At 73.7% G+C, this 17,821-nt stretch carries 13 protein-coding genes and 1 pseudogene; 7 read left to right on the forward strand and 7 right to left on the reverse strand.

From position 1 onward, the window contains the following. Window positions 1-34: 34 nt before the first annotated feature. Window positions 35-165 (forward strand): annotated as a pseudogene (locus BMX65_RS33415) (WCX domain-containing protein); the annotation flags it as partial. 220 nt (window positions 166-385) lie between these two features. Then, the gene (locus BMX65_RS08745) at window positions 386-2,362 is read left to right on the forward strand and encodes a serine hydrolase domain-containing protein (RefSeq protein ID WP_074999587.1); all 1,977 of its coding nucleotides are present in this window, start codon (window positions 386-388) and stop codon (window positions 2,360-2,362) included. Here the strand turns inward: BMX65_RS08745 and phzG are convergent. The 5 genes from phzG to BMX65_RS08770 form a co-directional block, all read right to left on the reverse strand. Next, a complete protein-coding gene (phzG, locus tag BMX65_RS08750) occupies window positions 2,351-2,995 on the reverse strand; it encodes a phenazine biosynthesis FMN-dependent oxidase PhzG (RefSeq protein ID WP_074999588.1) in 645 nt (214 codons plus the stop codon). The two genes, BMX65_RS08745 and phzG, sit on opposite strands and share 12 nt — an antisense overlap. 101 nt (window positions 2,996-3,096) lie before the next feature. After that, complete coding sequence (locus BMX65_RS08755) at window positions 3,097-3,984, reverse strand: PhzF family phenazine biosynthesis protein (protein WP_074999589.1); 888 nt, start codon at window positions 3,982-3,984, stop codon at window positions 3,097-3,099. Between the two features lie 108 nt (window positions 3,985-4,092). Beyond that, the gene (locus tag BMX65_RS08760) at window positions 4,093-6,156 is read right to left on the reverse strand and encodes an anthranilate synthase family protein (protein WP_074999590.1); all 2,064 of its coding nucleotides are present in this window, start codon (window positions 6,154-6,156) and stop codon (window positions 4,093-4,095) included. Then, on the reverse strand, window positions 6,153-6,788 hold the full coding sequence (locus BMX65_RS08765) for an isochorismatase family protein (RefSeq protein WP_074999591.1): 636 nt from the start codon (window positions 6,786-6,788) through the stop codon (window positions 6,153-6,155). The genes BMX65_RS08760 and BMX65_RS08765 overlap by 4 nt, the downstream gene beginning before the upstream one ends. 247 nt (window positions 6,789-7,035) lie before the next feature. After that, entirely contained in the window at window positions 7,036-7,539 is a 504-nt protein-coding gene (locus BMX65_RS08770; protein ID WP_074999592.1) for a PhzA/PhzB family protein, read from the reverse strand. A gap of 418 nt (window positions 7,540-7,957) precedes the next feature. On the opposite strand from BMX65_RS08770, the gene BMX65_RS08775 reads away from it, so the two are divergent. Together BMX65_RS08775 and BMX65_RS08780 are read left to right on the forward strand one after the other, a co-directional pair. Further along, complete coding sequence (locus tag BMX65_RS08775) at window positions 7,958-9,007, forward strand: methyltransferase (protein WP_074999593.1); 1,050 nt, start codon at window positions 7,958-7,960, stop codon at window positions 9,005-9,007. A 63-nt stretch (window positions 9,008-9,070) separates the two neighbouring features. Then, window positions 9,071-9,925 (forward strand): class I SAM-dependent methyltransferase, encoded by an 855-nt coding sequence (locus tag BMX65_RS08780; protein WP_074999594.1) that lies wholly within the window; start codon window positions 9,071-9,073, stop codon window positions 9,923-9,925. A gap of 271 nt (window positions 9,926-10,196) precedes the next feature. On the opposite strand, the gene BMX65_RS08785 is transcribed toward BMX65_RS08780, so the two are convergent. Then, window positions 10,197-11,372, reverse strand: coding sequence for a beta-1,3-glucanase family protein (locus BMX65_RS08785; protein ID WP_074999595.1), 1,176 nt, complete (start codon window positions 11,370-11,372; stop codon window positions 10,197-10,199). Window positions 11,373-11,827: 455 nt separating this feature from the next. On the opposite strand from BMX65_RS08785, the gene BMX65_RS08790 reads away from it, so the two are divergent. Next, complete coding sequence (locus BMX65_RS08790) at window positions 11,828-12,478, forward strand: helix-turn-helix domain-containing protein (RefSeq protein ID WP_074999596.1); 651 nt, start codon at window positions 11,828-11,830, stop codon at window positions 12,476-12,478. Window positions 12,479-12,580: 102 nt separating this feature from the next. After that, a complete protein-coding gene (locus BMX65_RS34260) occupies window positions 12,581-12,808 on the forward strand; it encodes a DUF6126 family protein (protein ID WP_074999597.1) in 228 nt (75 codons plus the stop codon). A 20-nt stretch (window positions 12,809-12,828) separates the two neighbouring features. Here BMX65_RS34260 and BMX65_RS08800 read toward each other — a convergent pair whose 3' ends face one another. Next, window positions 12,829-15,624: a SpoIIE family protein phosphatase gene (locus BMX65_RS08800; protein ID WP_074999598.1), complete on the reverse strand. Its 2,796-nt coding sequence runs from the start codon at window positions 15,622-15,624 to the stop codon at window positions 12,829-12,831. Window positions 15,625-16,260: 636 nt separating this feature from the next. On the opposite strand from BMX65_RS08800, the gene BMX65_RS08805 reads away from it, so the two are divergent. Then, a complete protein-coding gene (locus tag BMX65_RS08805; RefSeq protein WP_420856800.1) occupies window positions 16,261-17,820 on the forward strand; it encodes a sensor histidine kinase in 1,560 nt (519 codons plus the stop codon). Window position 17,821: the final 1 nt, after the last annotated feature.

The following is a 17,821-nucleotide window of genomic DNA, read 5'->3' on the forward strand; positions in this document are numbered from 1 at the left end:
GGTCAGGTGAGTACTCCGCGCTCGGGTCGTCGCGGAAGCGGACGGCCGACAGCGGCTGGAGGTGACGTTCCAGGATCCGCGCCACGCAGAGTGGGCGCTGTGGCAATCAGCACGGGCGCCGAAGCCCTGGCACCGGAGTCGCTGCGCACCTGCCCGCGCGACCGTACAACCCAGCGTGGCCGCTCGCGAGAGCGCGAGTGTACAGCCGGGGAGCCGGCTCCGGCCCGCCGCCACGCGACAGCGCGCCGGGCCACCGCACCTGGCCTCCCGTCAGTGCATTCAGCCACACCCGGGGGGTCCGCCGGTGCCCGGCGCCGGAGCGGGACGCGCGTAAGTTCGTCGGCGCGGAGCCGTCTCTGAAAGCTGCGAGGCCGAGGGGTGCTGCATGCGGGCTGCTGCCTACGCCGTCCTTCCGGCGAGTGTGCTCGTCGTACTGGCCGGACTGCTCGTGGCCGTACCGCCCTCGGCCGCGGGTGAGGCCGGGGAGGCGGATCCGCCTCCCCGGCCGGGTGTCAGCAGGGGGTTCGACCGGCCCGCGCACGGGTTCGCGCCCGCCGGCACCGTGCTCCGGCGCGCGGCCCCAGCGCGGGTGGGGCTCGATCCCGGATCCGTCGACGCCTTCCTGCGCCGGCTGCCGGACTGGACCGACCCCGCGAGTGGCGCGGACTACATGTTCCCGGGGGCCACCGCGCTGCTGGCGCACGACGGCGCGGTTGTCGCCCGGCGCGCGAGCGGCGATGCCGTCCGCTACACCGGACAGCGGGAGCTGCCGCCGCGTCGGCGGGTACCGGCCCGCACCGGCACCGTCTACGACGTCGCGTCCCTCACCAAGCTGTTCACCTCGATCGTCGCCCTGCAGCAGGTCGACGCCGGCCACCTGCGGCTGGACGCACCCGTCGCTCGCCACCTTCCCGCGTTCGCAGCCCGGGGGAAGGGCGGCATCACCCTCCGGCAGTTGCTCACCCACACCTCCGGTCTGCCGGCCGAGCCCCGGCCACCGCTGTGGACGGTCGGCGGCGGACAGCGGGCGCGCCGGCACTCGATCCTGCGGACCCGGCCGTTCGCCCGGCCCGGGACCACCTACCGGTACTCCGACATCAACATGATCAGCCTGCAACTGGTGCTGGAACGCGTGACCGGGCGGCCGCTGGACGCTCTCGTGCGGCGGGGCATCACCGGGCCGCTGCGCCTGCACGACACCGCCTACCGCCCGCCCGCGGCCCGGCGGGCGCGGATCGCCGCCACCTCGGTCAAGACCCGGCCGGCCCGGGGACTGCTGCGCGGGTCGGTGCACGACGACAACGCGTGGGCCATGGGGGGCGTGGCCGGGCACGCCGGTATCTTCTCCACCGTCGACGATCTGGCGGTGCTCGCCCAGACGCTGCTCAACGGCGGTACGTACCGGGGGCGGCGGATCCTCGCCCCGTCCGCCGTCACGCTGCTGGGCAGGAACTACACGGGCCGTTTCCCCGGGGACGCCCATGGCCTGGGCTTCGAACTCGACCAGACGTGGTACATGGGCGCCCTGTCCTCGCCGCGGACGCTGGGGCACACCGGATTCACCGGCACGTCGCTGGTGATCGACCCCCTGTCGCGCTCCTTCGCGATTCTGCTCACCAACCGGGTTCATCCGCGCGACGAGACCCCGTCGATCAACCCGGCGCGCCGCGCACTCGCCCGGGCGCTGGCCCGGTCGATTCCGGTACGGGCGCCGGGCGGCGGCCCCTCGTGGTTCGCCGGGCCGCCGGACGGTCTGCGGCACGGCGGTCGGGAAGCCGGTGGCCGGACCGGCTTCCCGGAGACCGACAGCACCCTGACGACCGGTCGGCTGCGGCTCCGTCCCCCGGAGCACGCCGCCCGGCCGCCGGACGGCACGGCCCGACCGGACGGCAGGCGGGGTCCGCTGCGCGTCCGGTACGACGCCTTCGTCGACCTCGACGAAACCGACCGGTTCGTCATGGAATACAGCACGGACGGCGGCCGCGGCTGGCGAGCCGTGGCGGGCACGGCGCGGTCCGGGTACCACGGACGCCGCTGGCAGCGGGTGCACGCCCGGCTGCCGCCCGGTCCGTACCCCGCGGGCCTGCGGCTGCGCTGGCGTTACACCACCACCGCGGTATCCGGCGGCCGGGGCGTGAACCTGGCCGGGGTGCGGGTGACCTCCGCCACGCGCGTGCTGTTCGACGGCGACTGCCCCAGTACCCGGCTGACCGCGCACGGCTGGCGTCCGCTGCCTCCGCCGTGGCCGCCGGCGTCCGCCTCCGGACTCGCCCCGGGCCGCGCGACCCCCGGCTGCCCCCGCGAGGCGCTGCCGGGGACGACGCACCGTCCCCGGCGCGGCTCCGCGCCGTCACGGCTGTAGGCGGACCGCGCTCCAGCCGTCCGGAGTGCGGTCGTAGCGCAGCCGTTCGTGCAGGCGCTGGGTGCCGTTGGCCCAGAACTCGACGGACTCGCAGACGATTTCGTAGCCGACGTAGCCGGCGGGGCGCGGTTGGGGGCCCTGGCTGCCGACCGTCTCGGCACGGGCCCGCAGCCGCGCCACGTCCGCCGGATCAGCGAGCGGCTCGCTCTGCCGGGAGGAGACGGTCATGGCGTGGGTGAACACGGGGCGGGCGGCCCACAGGGCGTCGCACTCGGGGTCGGAGAGCCTGCGGACGGGGCCCGCCAGGCTGATCTGCTGTCCGGTCTCGCGCCAGTACAGCAGCCCGGAGGCCCAGGGGTTGGCCCGGAGTTCGCGGCCCTTGCGGCTGCCGCCGTGGGTGGCGACGACGATACCGGTGGCGGTCACCCGGTTCAGGACGACGGTCCGCAGCGAGGAGCGGCCCCGGGCGTCGGCGGTGGCCAGCGCCAGGGCCCGCGGTTCGCGTACGCCGCGCGCCTCCGCGGACTCCAGCCAGCCGCGCAGGAGTCCCAGCGGTTCGGCGGGCGGCGAGAAGTACTCGGGAAAGGTGACGTCGATTCCCGCGGTCAGGGTCTCCGACCGGCCAGTGTCCATGCGGTCCCTCCTCCGTGTCCGCCGCGCGGTCGTCGCGCGGATGTCATCGGGGCGCGCTGCCTCCGCGCCGCGGTCAGACATGCGCTGCCTCCGCGCCGCGGTCAGACATGGAGGCTGCCCTCCGCCACCAGCACCCCGGCACCGCCCACTTCCACCGACTCGGGGGAGCCGGCGGACTCCGCCTTCTCCTCGGCCCGGGCCAGCATCAGCGAGGGGCGGCCCATTTCGACGCCCTGGGTGATCCGGATCCGCCCGCCGTACGGGGCCGTGCCGTGCCGGGCCAGATGGACGGCCAGCGGACCGGCGGCGGACCCGGTGGCGGCGTCCTCGGTGACACCGTAGGCGGGCGAGAACATCCGGGTGCGCCAGGAACTCGCGCCCTCCTCGTCCGGGGCCGGACACGTCTGCTCCGTGTCCGGCGCGGGGGCGAAGCAGTTGGCGGCCAGGTCCTCGAAACCGGCCAGGGCGCGGTGGTCCGGGCGGAGCGCGGACAGCGCGGCGACGCTCTCCAGACCGACGAAGACGTGCCGGGGTCCGTTGTGGTAGATCTCCACGGGCAGTGTGGACTTCTCCACGCCGAGTGCGGCCAGCAGCTCTCCGGCACGCTCGAAGGGGCGCCAGGTCGGGACCGGTTGCCGCATCCGGGCGGCGACCACCCTGCCCTGCTCCCTTGTGAGGTCGAACGGGACGACCCCCATGGCCGTCTCCAGCCGCAGCCGGTCCCCCGGACCACGGGCACCCAGGGCGATGGCCGTGCCCAGCAGCGGGTGCCCGGCGAATGGCAGCTCGTTGACCGGGGTGAAGATCCGGATCCGCGCGTCACCGCCGTGCCGGGGCCGGAGCACGAAGGTGCTCTCCGACAGGTTCATCTCCCGCGCGATGCGCTGCATCGTGCGGGGGGAGAGATCGTCGCTGCCGAAGAACACGGCCACGGGGTTGCCGAGCAGCGGCCGGCGGGCGAACGCGTCCACGACGACGTACGTGTGCATCGGGGGCCTCCGAGTGGTGGGCGAAGAGGAGTGACGCGGGCCGCGTCGCCAGGGCTCCGGTCCGGTGGCCGAGGTGCCGCTGCCCCGGCCGGACGCCGTGGTGCCGGATCACCGCCCGAGTGCGGCCTGCAGGGCGCGGCCCACGATGCGCGGGCCGTTCCGGGTGAGCACCGACTCGGCGTGGAACTGCATCGACGCGAAGCGCGGCCCGCGCAGCGCGTGGATCTCCTGCGTCCCGGGATCGCGCGCCGCCTCCACCACGCCCACACCGTCGACATCGGTCTTGTCGTGCCGCGCGTGTGCGGCGAACGTGTTGTAGAAGCCGACCCGTTCGCGGACCCCGAACAGGTCGATCTCCCGCTGCACCCCCTGGTCGGGAGCGTCCCGGCGGAAGAGCGGGAAGCCGAGCCGGCGGCAGAGGGCCTGGTGGCTGAGGCAGACGGCGACGAACGGACGCTGCCGCTCGAGCAGGAAGTCGGTCACCGCATGCAGCCGGGCCATCCTGGGGCACGCGAGATCCCGCGGGTCGCCGGGGCCCGGTCCCATCACCACCAGGTCGCAGGCGTCGAACGCGACCTCCTCGTCGTAGCGGCGCACCCTCACCCGCAGGCCGAGAGCGCGCAACTGAAGGGCGATCATCGCCGTGAAGGTGTCCTCCATGTCGACGACCAGGACGCTCCGGCCGGCCAGGTCGGCAGCGCCGTCGAAGCCGTGGGCGTCGGCGAGGCCGACGGCGCCGGGGATCCCGGGGAATCCGGGGACGCCCGCGGAGCGAGGGTCGCGGCCCGGTGCCGGCGGATGCGGCCCGGGCACCGGTGTCGGGGCGGCTGCCGCCTCGTCCAGCCAGAAGTCCGCGAGCGGCTCGTTGCGCCGGGCCAGCGCACCGCGCACGCTCGGATGGGCGGCGAAGGAGCGGGAGGAGCCCGGCTCCAGGGCCGCGATGAGTCCCGCCGCCTTGGCACGGGTCTCGGCCGCCTCGGACGCCGGATCCGAGTGGCGGACGAGCGTGGCGCCGACGCCGATGCGGACCTCCCCGGTGGCGTCGATGTCGGCGGTCCGGATGAGGATCGCGGAGTCCAGCGTCCTGCCGCCGCGCGCGTCCCGGCCGATCAGGGCCGCGACGCCGCTGTAGTAGCCACGGCCCTGCCGCTCGTACTGGGAGATGACCCGGGCCGCGCTCTCCAGGGGACTCCCGGTGACGGTCGGCGCGAACAGCGTCTCGCGCAGGATCTCGCGCACGCCCCGCGCTGTGTGCCCCTCGATGAAGTACTCGGTGTGGGCCAGCCGGGCCATCTCCTTCAGGTACGGCCCGGCAAGGCGACCGCCCCCTTCGCAGACCCGCGCCATCATCTTCAGCTCTTCGTCGACGACCATGTACAGCTCCTCGGCCTCCTTGCGGTCGGCGAGGAAGTCCAGGACTCCGGTGAGTTCCGGGCCGCCGGGCGGATAGCGGTAGGTGCCGCTGATCGGGTTCATCACCGCTGTGCCGTCGCACAGGCTGATGTGCCGCTCCGGACTCGACCCCACCAGCGTGCGCTCCCCGGTGTGCACCAGGAAGGTCCAGTAGGCCCCCGACTCGCTCTCCAGGAGCCGGCGGAAGAAAGCCAGGGCGAGCTCGCCGGAGTAGTCGGTGAGGTCGGCGACGAAGTCACGCCTGATGACGAAGTTGGCCCCTGCTCCGCGCCCGATCACCTCGGTGACGACGCGGCGCACGGTGTCCGCGTACTCGGCGTCTCCGGGGACGAAGCGCTGGTTGGCCAGTGTGGTCGCCGTGCGCGGCAGTCGGGGCAGCGCCTCGGCGAGGGGAAGCGACTCCTGGCCGGTGACCGTCAGCGCGACGAGCGGAGTGGCGTCGTCGACGCAGGCGTAGCCGCGTTCGGTGAGCTGGCGGTACGGGATGAGTACGAGCGTCTCGTGGCGGTCTCCTCCGCTCCCGGGTGCCGTGGCGGCCGCGGTGTCGCCGGGTCGCCCGGCGCTGTCGGGGCGCTCTTGGTCCGGGGGCTCCGGAAGCGGAATCCGCGCCAGCGTCGAAGGTGTGGAGACCGGCCCGACGAGGATCTCCAGGCGGTCGGCGTCGGTGCCGGGCACACCGTGCGGCCGGTGCGACCGGTGGAGGAGAGCGAACGGCGCGGACGGGTCGCCGAGCACCCGCTCGTACAACCGGCCGCTCATGGCGCGACCTCGGCGAGCAGCCGGTCGGCGGAGACGACCATGGCGCAGCGCTCCGCCGCGTAGGTGAGGGCCATCCGGTGCCGGTCCTGCGAGAAGTCGGCGACGGCATCGCCGACCAGGAACGTCCGGATGTCGTTCGCGTACGCCTCCAGCGCCGTGGCCAGCACACCCACGTGCGCGTACACGCCGCACAGGATGAGCTGGTCGCGCCCGGCCTCGCGCATCCGCCGCAGCAGGGGCGAGCGGAAGAACGCGCTGTAGCGCCATTTGGTGAGCTGCCAGTCGCCCTCGGCGGGGGCCAGTTCCTCGGCCACTTGGCGGTCGCCGGCCGAGGCGGGCATCCCGGGGCCCCAGAAGTCCCTCAGCAGGCCGCGGTCCCGGGCGCTCATCCCGCCGGGCTGGACGGAGTAGGCCACGGGCACCCCGCGGGCGGCGCAGCCTGCGCGCAAGCGAGCGGCGCTGCCGAGGAGTTCCGCACGCACGGCGCCGGGGAACGGCGCCAGGAAGTACCGCTGCATGTCGTGGACGAGCAGCACTGCCCGGTCCGGGTCCACGCTCCAGTCGGCCGTGTTGGCCGGCAGCTCGTGGGAGGAGGGAAGCGGGTAGAACGCGATCGGCGGGATGCCTGGCATGGGCGTGGTGCCTTTCTGTCGTGCGGTGGAACTCCCCGGGGCTGCCGGGCCGAGGCGCCGGGCGGCGTCGACCGCGGGACCTGTGGCGCTCAAGCGGCCTGGGGGGGTGGGTGGACGTGCGGGATCACGTCGGCACGGGTCGGCACGGGTCGGCACGGGTCGGCACGGGTCGGCATGAGTCGGCATGGGCGCAAGTGCCGAAGGGGCTCCCGGCGCGTTCACGCGGGTTCCGGGGCGGGCGGGACGGTCAGGTGGGGATGCCGTCCCGCCGGACCGTCGGCACCGGGATCCCGAGCGCGCGCAGTTGCTCGAACGGGTTCATGAACTCCCGGTTCTGCAGGATCTTCCCCTGGTCGTCGAAGCGGAACGAGTGGAGGAAGTGGTTCTCGTAGTACCCCTCCGGATAGCCCGGGAAGTTGATCTTCCCGTGCCCGTCGCACTCGACCCAGAAGAAGCGCGGGTCCTGCGTCTCGAAGACCTGGATGTTGTACCACTCCCAGTCCGGGAAGCACTTCAGCGACCAGACCGCGTGCTCGGCCAGGCGGGCGCGTCCCGTGATCTCGATGGGGGCGCCGGTGTCGTTGGTCCACAGTCCCCCGCTGCCGTCCTCGGCGAAAAGTTCGTGGCGGCGCAGCCGGTTCCGGCCCTTGGTGTACTCCAGATACGTCTCGACCGTGGCGCGGTTGGCGCGGCGCTGCTCGGCCGCGTCGGCGAAGCCCTGTGCCGCGGTACGGGCGGATGCATCGGCCATGGAATGCCTCCTTGCGGAACCGTGGGGGTGAAGCGGGTACGGAAGGGCCGATCGTCCGCGAACGGACTCGTCCGATACTTGACGTAAGCATGACGAGCAGTCGACGACGCGCACACCCGATCCGCCGCGTTGCCCCTCATGCGCCCCTCGACCACCGCACGACCCACCCTCCGCACACTGGCCCGAACCGTGCGACGACCGACCGCACCACGTCGAGAGGCCGCACCCCACACGTCGCACCACACACGCCGCACCACACACGTCGCACCCCACACGCCGCACCACGGCCGAGCAGCACTCGGCGCACGGCCACTCCGCCCACAGCGGTCGCGGCACTCCCAGAAGGACGAACCGCCCAGACGGCATCGCGCGAGCACGAACTGCCGTGCGACCCGCGCGACGAGAGGGGATCCAGCCGATGACCAGTGCCGCCCGCCCGGACGCCCAGCACACCCCGGCGGCTTCAGCGGACCCGGCCGGCCAGTTGCTGGAGCTGTCCTTCGGCTACCTCTACTCGGCCGCCCTCCACACGGCGGCCCGCCTGGGCATCGCCGACCACCTGGCCGACGGTCCGCGCACCGCGGAGCAGCTCGCCCAGGCGGCGCAGGCACACGGCCCGCACCTGCGGCGGCTGTTGCGCTTCCTCGCGACGAAGGGCGTCTTCCGCCAGGACAAGGCCGGCCGCTTCCACCTCACCCCGCTCGCCGAACCGTTGCGCACCGGCGTCGACGGATCGCTGCGCGACTACGTCATGATGCGGGGAGAGGACGTCTTCTGGCTCCCGGCGGCCCGGCTGCCGGACGCGGTGCGCACCGGTGGTACAGCCTTCGAGCAGGTCTACGGCGTCCCCTTCTACGACCACCTCGCTGCGCACCCCGAGGTGGGGGCGGCCTTCCACTCCAGCATGGCGGCGTTCTCGCAGACGCTGAGCGACGATGTCGCCGACGCCTGCGACTTCTCCTCCGTGCGGAGCGTGGTCGATGTGGGCGGCGGGCGCGGCGGGCTGCTGAAGGCGGTCCTGCTGCGCAACCCCGGTGTGACGGGCGTCCTGTTCGACCGGGAGCCGGTGGTCGCCTCGCATGTGCTCGACATCCCGGAACTGGCGGGACGGTGGCAGGCCGAGGCCGGCGACTTCTTCTCCTCGGTCCCGGCCGGCGCGGATGTCTATCTGCTGAAGCACGTGCTGGCCAGCTGGCCGGACGAGGAGTGCGTGCGGATCCTGCGCGCATGCGGCCGCGCGGCTCCGGCCGGCGGCCGGCTGCTGGTCGTCAACGGTCTGATCCCGGAAGGGAACGAGCCGCATCCCGGCAAGACCCACGACATGCTGATGATGACCGTACTCAACGGGAAGGGGCGCACGCGCCGGGAGTACGAGGACCTTCTGGCGCGGGCAGGACTGACCGTGCGCCGGGTGGACACCCTCTCCGCGCACGCGTCGGTCATCGAGGCCGTGGCCGACGGCTGTTGACCGGGCCGCCGGGGACGGCACCGGAAATCGGCAGCCGGCCCGCCGGCCGCCGGAAAGGACGTCATGACCGAGACGATGGACGCGGTGGGACGCACCGCGCTGCTGACCGCCGCCATGCGTGCGCTGGAGAGCCAACGCCCGGACCGGCTCTACACGGACCCGTACGCCCAGGAGCTGTGTGGCGACGAGGGGCCGAAACTGCTGGACGAGGTCTGGGGCGCGACCTTCCCCCCGCACCGGCGCCGCGCGATGCCCGACAGCCTCGACGTCAACGCCATCCGCACCCGCTTCTTCGACGACCTCCTGCAACGCGCTTCCCTGGGCCGTCACTCCCAGATCGTGTCCGCCGCGTCCGGGGTCGACTCCCGTCCCTACCGGCTGGAGTGGGCGCAGGAAGTGCGCTACTTCGAGATCGACCGCCCGTCGGTGCTGGACTACAAGCAACGCCGGCTCGCCGGAGCGCGCCCCCGGGTGGCGCATCGGATGATCGCGGCCGATCTGACCGCCCCCGGCTGGGAGCGCCGTCTGGAAGAGGCCGGTTACGACGCGACGGCGCCTTCGGTGTGGCTCCTGGAGGGCGTGCTTCCCTATCTGCACGAGGAGGAGGTGCACCGGTTGCTGCAACGCATCCGCACCCTCACCGCCACCGGCAGTCTGGTCGCGGGGGATCTGGTCAATGCCGAAGCGCTGACCTCGGCCCACGCGCGCGGCCAGTTGGACGTCTTCGCCCGGTGGGGCTGCCCCTGGCGGTTCGGCACAGACGATCCGGAAGCCCTCTTCGAGAGGCACCGCTTCACCGCCGAGGTCGTCCAGCCCGGTGACGAGGGCGCCCACTACGGCCGCTGGCGGGACCCGGTCTCCCCGCGGGGCGTCCCCGGCGTCCGCAGGATCTTCCTCGTGTGCGCCGAGCGGCGCTGAGCCCACGGTCCGCGGGCCGGCGTTCCGCACCGCCGGGTGCCCGACCGGGAGGTCCGGCGAGGCCGACGGCGCATCCAGGACCGGCCGTCGCGACCGTCCCGCATCCCGGCGCGGACGGTGGCGGAGCGCTGCGCCGGGGCGGCGGCTCTCCCGCGCCCCGGCGCCGCCCGGAACGGGCAGGTGCTCCCGGACGGTCAGGCGGTCCGCGCCGCCCCCGGGTCCGTCGCCCGCCGCCGGTCCGGCGGCGGGCGACGGACGTCCGCCGAAGCCGTCACCCGAAGGGCGTCAGCGTGAGCGTCAGCTCGGTCGCGGCGCCGTCCTCGATGTAGGAGGCGAAGCCGCCCACGTCGTCGAAGGCGAAGCCGTACGCCTTGCCGTCCTCGGTGGCCCCGTGCATGGCCTTGGCGTAGTGGTGCGTGAGGTCGCCCTGGTAGAACCCGGCGGGATCCGTGGTGGGCTGAGCGGCCGAGGAGAGGAGCGTGGTGCGGTTGAAGGCGGCGCCGAGGACGGCGGCCACCGGGCCGGTCGTTCCGTCGTTGGGCGCCGCGAGGGCGCCGTCGCAGAAGAGCACGTCCTTGGTGGAGGGCTTGCCGAAGGACACCTCGGCCGGGCCGGAGAAGGACAGCCGGTCGCCGGCGACCCGGCCGGTGAAGGTACCCGCGTTGGTGGTGACCTTCAGGTCCTTGCTCTGGTAGGCGGCCCAGACCTGGTCGATGTACGGGGCGAAGTAGTCCTCCGCGAAGCGGCCGGCGCCCAGGCCGTGGCCCGGGGCTATGACGCGCTTGTCGTCGATGACGAGCTGCGAGAACGCCTCGACGGAACGCACCGAGTCGAAGATCCGGTCGCGGGCGCCGGGCTTGAGCGCGCCGGTGGTCTGGTCCTTCGCCCCCTTGAGCCCGATGGACAGGGGCACGCTGAACATGTCCACCATGGTGGTGTTGCAGTACATCGCGCCGTCCTTGTAGGTGAACTCGGCGCAGTCGTGGACGACGGAGTAGTTCGGGTCGGTCTCGACCCAGGCGGCCGGGTACGCCAGAGCGGCGCCGGTGTCGGCCTCGACGGCCTTGAACTTGAGTTTCTCACCGCAGGCGACGTAGATGCGGCCGGACATCTCGGGCAGCGAGACGACGGTCTCGGTGCCGGTCAGCGGGATGGCGTAGTCGGTGTAGCCGTCCGGACCGTTGTCGGACATCTGCACCGGCTTCCGTTCGCCGGCAGGCGTGACGTAGCACTGGTTCGTGCCGTCGTTGCCCACGATGTAGAGGTGGACGGACCCGCTGTCGTAGGCGCCGCTGTTGTTGACGATCTTCAACGACAGCCCGGCGGCGGAGGCCGGCCGGAAGAGGCTGCCCGCGGTCGCCTGCTGTGCGACGAGCCCGGCAGCGGGGACGGTGACGGCGGCGGCTGCGGCGCCGCGGAACAGCGCGCGGCGGCTGACGGGACTCATCGGACAGAACCTCCGTGGACGGCGGCGATGGGGGGAACAGCAAGGCCGACATCGTTGTCGGCGAGCGGTGCGGCGCCGGGTGCGGCACGCGTCGGCGCAACCGGGGCACCGGCGGGAGAAGGGGTTCGCCGACGGCTGCTGCGTGCGGAACGGTTCCGCACAGGAGTGATCGACGGACTCATGATGCGCTCCTTCAGTGTGGGGGTGGGTGAGCGCTCTCACGTCACGGCAGAGAACGGTGCCGAAGGTATGGACCTTCGTCAAGGGCCCGCGGAAACGGGCTGCTCCGGAGGTGTCAGGCCGTCACCATCGGGCGTCCCGGCGGGACATGACGTCCTCACAGGTCACTACGGGAGGAGGGGGCATCCGGTTCACGGCCGGGGCGGCCCGGAGCAGGACCTTGCCTGTGGGGCAAAACTTTTGCCCCACAGGCGAAGGGTGTCTTTAATCGGGGTATGAGTCCGAACCCTCCCCATGATGGGGCACCCGGGCCGGAGGCGGGAGAGGCGCCCGCGTTCGCGCCCCGCATGCGCCTGCTGAGGCGGCGCAGCGGGCTGAGCCTGGAGGCGTCGGCGCGCAGGGCGGGCCTCTCCCCCGCGCACCTCTCCCGGCTGGAGACCGGCAAGCGGCAGCCGTCGTTGCCGCTTCTGCTCACGCTCGCCCGCGTCTACGGCACGACCGTCGGGGAGCTGCTGGGCGAGACGACCACGGCCGCCGATGCGATCGTCCGGAGCGACGAGGCACCGACCGTCGACGCCGGGGGATGGCACTACCGGCAGGCGGGACAGGCCGGACGTGCGATGCAGGCCCTCCAGGTCCATGTGCCGCGCGGCCCGCAGCGCGATCTCGTCCGCGTCCATCCTGGCGAGGAGTGGATCCATGTGCGCCGCGGAGCACTGCGGCTGACGCTGGGCCAGGTCACCGGGACGCTGGCGGCGGGGGACTCGGCCCACTTCGACTCGCTCACCCCGCACCGCCTGGAGGCCGTCTCGGCCGAGGGCGCGGACCTGCTCTTCGTCCACACCCTCCTGCAGTCCCCCACCGCCGACCTGTGTGTGACCGGCCATGCCGGGCACGCCGCGCCCGGCGGTACCCCGCGGCACTGAGCCGCCCGCCTCCGACCCCGCCACCGGAGGTGCCTCCCGCACGAGGCACCCCGTCCCACCGCAGCACCCTCCCGATCCCGCGTGCGCACAGAAGGGCCCGCCATGACCTCCTCCCCGCAGGCACCGGAACCGCAACCCCGGTCCCCCTCGCCCGCTGCAGCCTCCCGGCAGCCGCGTGCCCGGCGCGAGCGCCGCTACGAACCGGGCGAGGAGCGCGGCGACGGCCGCTTCCCGCGCGGTCTGGCGCTGCGGCTGTTCGTGTACGTGGTGGCCGGTCATCTGCTGGCGGGTTTCCTGTTCCTGCTCTTCGAGCTGGGCGGCGGCAAGTAGCCGCGGCGCACCCCGCGGCATCACACCAGCGGCACCTCCGACGGCGCGCCGTCCAGCGACAGCTCGGCCCAGATGGTCTTCCCTTCCGCGGTGTAGCGGGTCCCCCAGTGCTGGGCGAGCTGCGCGATCAGGAACAGCCCCCGGCCGCCCTCGTCCACGGTGGTGGCACGCCGAAGGTGCGGCGCGGTACTGCTGCTGTCCGAGACCTCGCAGGTCAGACAGCGGTCGCAGAGGAGCCGCACCGTGACGGGGGGCGCGCCGTAGCGGATGGCGTTGGTGATCAGCTCGCTGAGGATGAGCTCCGCGGTGAAGGCCGCCTCCTCCAGCCCCCACTCGACCAGTCGGGCCGCGCAGGCGGCCCGCACCGGGGCGACGGCTTCCGGATCGCTGGGGACCTCCCACCGGGCGATCCGGGAGGACGGCAGCAGCCTGGTCTCGGCGACGAGCAGCGCGATGTCGTCGCGGTCCTCGCCGGTCCGGTCGGGCAGCATGGCCTCCAGCACGGCACCGCAGGTCTCCTCGGGCCCCTGTCCGGTGCCGGAGAGCGCGGTGCGCAGCATCTCCAGCCGTTCGTCGAGGTCCCGGCTGCGGACCTGGACCAGGCCGTTGGTGTAGAGCGCCAGCCGGCTGCCTTCGGGCAACGTCAGGGTGCGGGTCTCGAACGGCGAGGTGCCCAGTCCGAGCGGCAGGTTCTCGGGAGCGTCCAGGACGGCGGTGGTGCCGTCGGGGTACGCCAGCACAGGCGGTGGATGGCCCGCCCCCGAGAACTGGCAGCGGCCGGAGGCCGGGTCGTAGATGGCGTACAGCACGGTCGCTCCGGTGACCGCTGCGGTGTCCGGGCTGAGCGTGGGGTCCTGGTCGATGCGGGTGACCAACTCGTCCAGATGGGCCAGCAGTTCCTCCGGGGGGAGGTCCAGGGAGGAGAAGTTGTGCACCGCGGTGCGCAGCCGTCCCATGGTCGCGGCCGCGTGCAGCCCGTGGCCGACCACGTCCCCCACCACCAGCGCCACCCGCGCACCGGGCAGCGGAATGACGTCGAACCAGTCCCCGCCCACCCCGGCCCGCGCCGGCAGATAGCGGTAGGCGGCGGAGACGGCGTTCTGTTCGGGCAGTCCACCGGGCAGCAGGCTGCGCTGGAGGGTGACGGCGAGGCCGTGCTCGCGTGCGTAGCGCCGGGCGTTGTCGACGCAGACCGCGGTACGGGTGACCAGTTCCTCGGCCGAGGCCAGGTCCTCGGCCTGGAACGCGCGCCGGCCCCGGCGCCAGAAGCAGGCCCGGCCCAGCACGGTGCCGCGGGCCCGCAGCGGCACCATGATCAACGAGTGGTAGCCCTCGCGGAGCATGCGCTCGGCGCGCTCGGGATCGGCGGCACGCCAGTCGGTCGCGGCGGCCAGGTCCGGTTCCAGGACGGACTCGGCCAGGTCTGCGGCGTCTCCGGCATCCCCGGCGTCCCCGCTGTCCCTGCCATCCCTGCTGTCCCCGCTGTCCCCGCCGTCCCCGGCGTCGCCGTCCCCGCCGTTTCCGTCGGCCCTGCGGGGACCCGAGAGAGGCGGGCCCGAGGGGCTGCTGTCCACCGGTTGCAGTGGCGGGACGGCGCCGCCCTCGAAGCGCAGCGCGACCCGGCGGACGGCGGCGGCGGACGGACCGGGCAGCGGCTCCTGTCCGCCGATGACCGGTTCGAGGAGGTCGACGGTGGCCGCGTCCGCGAACCGGGGGACCGCGACCTCGGTCAGTTCCTCGGCGGTGCGCACCACATCGAGCGTGGTCCCGATCCGCAGGCCGGCGGTGTAGAGCAGTTCCAGGCGCTGCGCGGCGACCTGGGCCTGTCCTGCGACCTCCCGCAGCTCGGTGGTGTCCCGCAGGGTCGTCACGCTCCCCGCGGGGCCGCCGTCGGACCCGGTGGGGCGCTGGTTGACGGCGAGCATCCGGTCGCCGACCGCGTACACCTCGTCGCTGGCGGAGCGGCCGGAGGACAGCAGCCCCGCGATGCCCGGCTCCAGCCGCAGGTCGTCGGTCTGCTGTCCCTGCGCGTGGTCCGGCAGCCGCAGGAGCCGGTGCGCCTCGTCGTTGGCGAGCACCAGCCGCCGGTCGCCGTCCAGGACGAGCACACCCTCCCGGACGGCGTGCAGCACCGCGTCGTGGTGTTCGTACATGCGGGTCACCTCTGCCGGGCCCAGGCCGCGGGTCTGGCGGTTGAGCCGCCTGCTGACCAGGCCGGCGCCCAGGGTCGCGAGAAGGAGCGCGCCCGCGGCGCCGGCTCCCACCCACGGCAGCTCGCGGTCCAGCTTGGCCGAGACGGTCGCCAGGTCGACGCCCGCCGTGACCAGTCCGGTCACCCGGCCGTCCGGGTCCTGCACGGGTGCGACCGCGCGGACCGAGTCCTTGGGCTGGCCCTCGAACTGCTCGGTGTAGGACTGGCCGGCCAGCGCCCGGCTGAAGTCGCCCGTGGCCCGCTTGCCGATCAGCCTCGGGAGGGGGTCGCTGACCCGGACGCCCTCGCGGTCGAGGACCGCGACGAAGTCGATCCCGCACTCGCGGCCCGCCCGTACGCTCACCGGCTGCAGCTTCCCGGTCGGACTCGACGAGCGCAGAGCGGCGGCGGTCGACGGAGCGAGGGCCAGTGTGGCGGCACACGCCCGGGAGCGCTCCCGGGCGCTGCGGACGTCCGCCAGGCGGGCCTGCCAGGCCAGGCCCGCGGCGGCGGCGAGCACCAGCAGCAGCACGATCGCCAGTTGCAGTACGAATACCTGCCCGGCAACACTCCGCACCGCGAGCCGGGAACCACGCTCCCCGACGCCAGGACGCTTTTGAGTCATGCAGCATGGTCTACCGTTCTTTGCCCTGAATTGTGCGGACGCACAACCCGGCCGTGCGTACCGCAACACCTGAGAGGCACCCCGGACCGGCCAAGCGCGCGGGACCGGCGAGGGGAGAAGCACCCGGGGGGACGCATCCACCGGCGGGCGGGGCCGCCAGGAGAGACGCATCCTCCGGCGGCACGGTCGCCCAGGGCCGTCCCTGCCGGCCCGGGGGCACGGGCGCGACACCCCGGGGCACAGCGGGGGCGCCACCACCGTCCCGAACCGGAGCACGGGCCGACGAGGTGCCGGCAGCCCGCAGCCCGCGGCGGACCGGTCCGCGGGCCGCCGCTCCGGCGAGAGACGGGGCCCGGACAGCGGAGCGGAGGGCCCTTCGTCCGACTATGCGGACGGCATGTGCGTACGAAGATCAGAAAGGGCTATCCTGCGAACGGTTCTGCGAGTTGACGCCACAACAACCAGGCCGCGGCCAGAGTCCTTTCCCCACAACGGGGTTCCGCGTACGGCGGGTCGGCAGTCGTGCCGCCTGGTGCCACGCATCGCTGGTCGGGATGTCGATCTTATGCTGCTGAGAGGGTGCTGATGGTCCGTCGCGAAATGTCGTCCGGAAGTCGAAGGCCCGCTTCCAGAACGATGTGGTGGGTCCCCACCGTCCTCGTGGTCCTGGCCACCGTGGTCGCCGCGGCACTCGTCCCACCCGCCTCCCGCGCCGCGGTCCTGGTGTGCGGCGTCGTGGCGACCGCCGTGCTCGCGGGGGTGACGGCGGAACTCGTGCGCCGCGGAGCCGAGTCGGAACGATTCCGCGCCGAGGCCGCCGCACGCGAGACGGAACTGCGCAAGCACCTGGAGGAGCAGGAGGCCGCCACTGTACGGCTGGCCGAGGAGGTGCTGCCGCGCGCCGTGGCGAGGCTGGAGGAGGGCGAGTTCTCCCAGGACGTGCTGCGCTCCTACCCCGTCGACGGCGGACTCGGCCCCCGGTTCCGCGCAGCCCACGAGGCACTGCTGCGCTCCGTCGTGGAAGCCGTGCAGTCCGAGGAGACCATGCGCGACTCGGCGCAGCGCGGCGTCGTCAACGTCGCCCGCCGCGTCCAGGCCATCGTGCACCAGCAGGCGACCGACCTGCGCGCCATGGAGGACCGGCACGGCAACGAGCCCAAGTTCTTCACCGACCTCCTCCGGCTCGACCACGGCACCGCGCTCATCGGCCGCCTCGCCGACAGCATCGCCGTACTCGGCGGGGCCCGGCCCGGCCGCCAGTGGAACCGGGCCGTCCCGCTGTACAGCGTGCTGCGCGGCGCGATGTCCCGGATCCTCGAGTACCAGCGGGTGGAACTGCACTCCGTCGCGGAGGTGGCCGTCGTCGGCCCCGCCGTCGAACCGCTCATCCACGCGCTGGCCGAACTGCTCGACAACGCCACCCGCTACTCGCCTCCCAAGACCCGCGTCCATCTCACCGCCGTCGAGGTGCACATGGGCATCGCGGTCGAGATCGAGGACGGCGGGGTCGGCCTCAGCGAGGAGGCCCGCGCCCGCGCCGAGCGCATGCTGAAGGAGGCACGGGCCGGCATCGACCTGAACGACCTGGGCGAGTCGCCGCGGCTCGGCCTGGCCGTGGTCGGCAGGCTGGCGCAGGCGTACGACTTCCAGGTCTCGCTGCCGCCGTCCGCCTACGGGGGCGTCCGCGCGGTGCTGACCGTGCCGCAGAGCCTCATCACCACCGCCCCGGCCGAGGGCCGCGCGCACGGCATCGGCGCCGCCTCCGGGCTCCGGCCGCCGTCCTCCGACGGCGCGCGGCCGGAGCCGGGAGAACACCGCGCTGCGGCCGACACGGCTCCGCGCCGGGAGGCCGCACCCGTCGCCGGTGCCCCCGCGGCGCCCCCGGCGCCCTCGGCGGTACCGGGAGCGGACGGCGCCGCCGCCGCGGCACCCACAGGTGCCGGGGCCGACGGGCAGCAGGACGAGACACCCGAGCGGACGCCGAGCGGCCTGCCGCAGCGCAGGCGCCGCCGACCGCGCGGAGACGGGGGACCCGCGGCGCCCCCGCGCCCGGCGCGGCCGGGCCCCGCCGCCACCGCACACGAGGAACCCGCACCCGGCGTATGGATGGCCGAACTCCACAGCGGGCTGCACGGCGACAGACCGGCGCCGGACCCGGCTCGCGGCAACAGCGACACGTCAGACAAGGATGAGTAGC

The organism is Streptomyces qinglanensis, from assembly GCF_900111245.1.
In the GTDB taxonomy this organism is placed as follows: Bacteria; Actinomycetota; Actinomycetes; order Streptomycetales; family Streptomycetaceae; genus Streptomyces; species Streptomyces qinglanensis.

Coding starts and splice junctions, on each gene's coding strand:
- BMX65_RS08775 (WP_074999593.1), top strand. CDS start 7,958: ATGACCAGTGCCGCCCGCCCGGACGCCCAGCACACCCCGGCGGCTTCA.
- BMX65_RS08785 (WP_074999595.1), bottom strand. CDS start 11,372: ATGAGTCCCGTCAGCCGCCGCGCGCTGTTCCGCGGCGCCGCAGCCGCC.
- BMX65_RS08780 (WP_074999594.1), top strand. CDS start 9,071: ATGACCGAGACGATGGACGCGGTGGGACGCACCGCGCTGCTGACCGCC.
- BMX65_RS08800 (WP_074999598.1), bottom strand. CDS start 15,624: ATGACTCAAAAGCGTCCTGGCGTCGGGGAGCGTGGTTCCCGGCTCGCG.
- BMX65_RS08745 (WP_074999587.1), top strand. CDS start 386: ATGCGGGCTGCTGCCTACGCCGTCCTTCCGGCGAGTGTGCTCGTCGTA.
- BMX65_RS34260 (WP_074999597.1), top strand. CDS start 12,581: ATGACCTCCTCCCCGCAGGCACCGGAACCGCAACCCCGGTCCCCCTCG.
- BMX65_RS08805 (WP_420856800.1), top strand. CDS start 16,261: ATGTGGTGGGTCCCCACCGTCCTCGTGGTCCTGGCCACCGTGGTCGCC.
- BMX65_RS08760 (WP_074999590.1), bottom strand. CDS start 6,156: ATGAGCGGCCGGTTGTACGAGCGGGTGCTCGGCGACCCGTCCGCGCCG.
- BMX65_RS08790 (WP_074999596.1), top strand. CDS start 11,828: ATGAGTCCGAACCCTCCCCATGATGGGGCACCCGGGCCGGAGGCGGGA.
- BMX65_RS08765 (WP_074999591.1), bottom strand. CDS start 6,788: ATGCCAGGCATCCCGCCGATCGCGTTCTACCCGCTTCCCTCCTCCCAC.
- phzG (WP_074999588.1), bottom strand. CDS start 2,995: ATGGACACTGGCCGGTCGGAGACCCTGACCGCGGGAATCGACGTCACC.
- BMX65_RS08755 (WP_074999589.1), bottom strand. CDS start 3,984: ATGCACACGTACGTCGTCGTGGACGCGTTCGCCCGCCGGCCGCTGCTC.
- BMX65_RS08770 (WP_074999592.1), bottom strand. CDS start 7,539: ATGGCCGATGCATCCGCCCGTACCGCGGCACAGGGCTTCGCCGACGCG.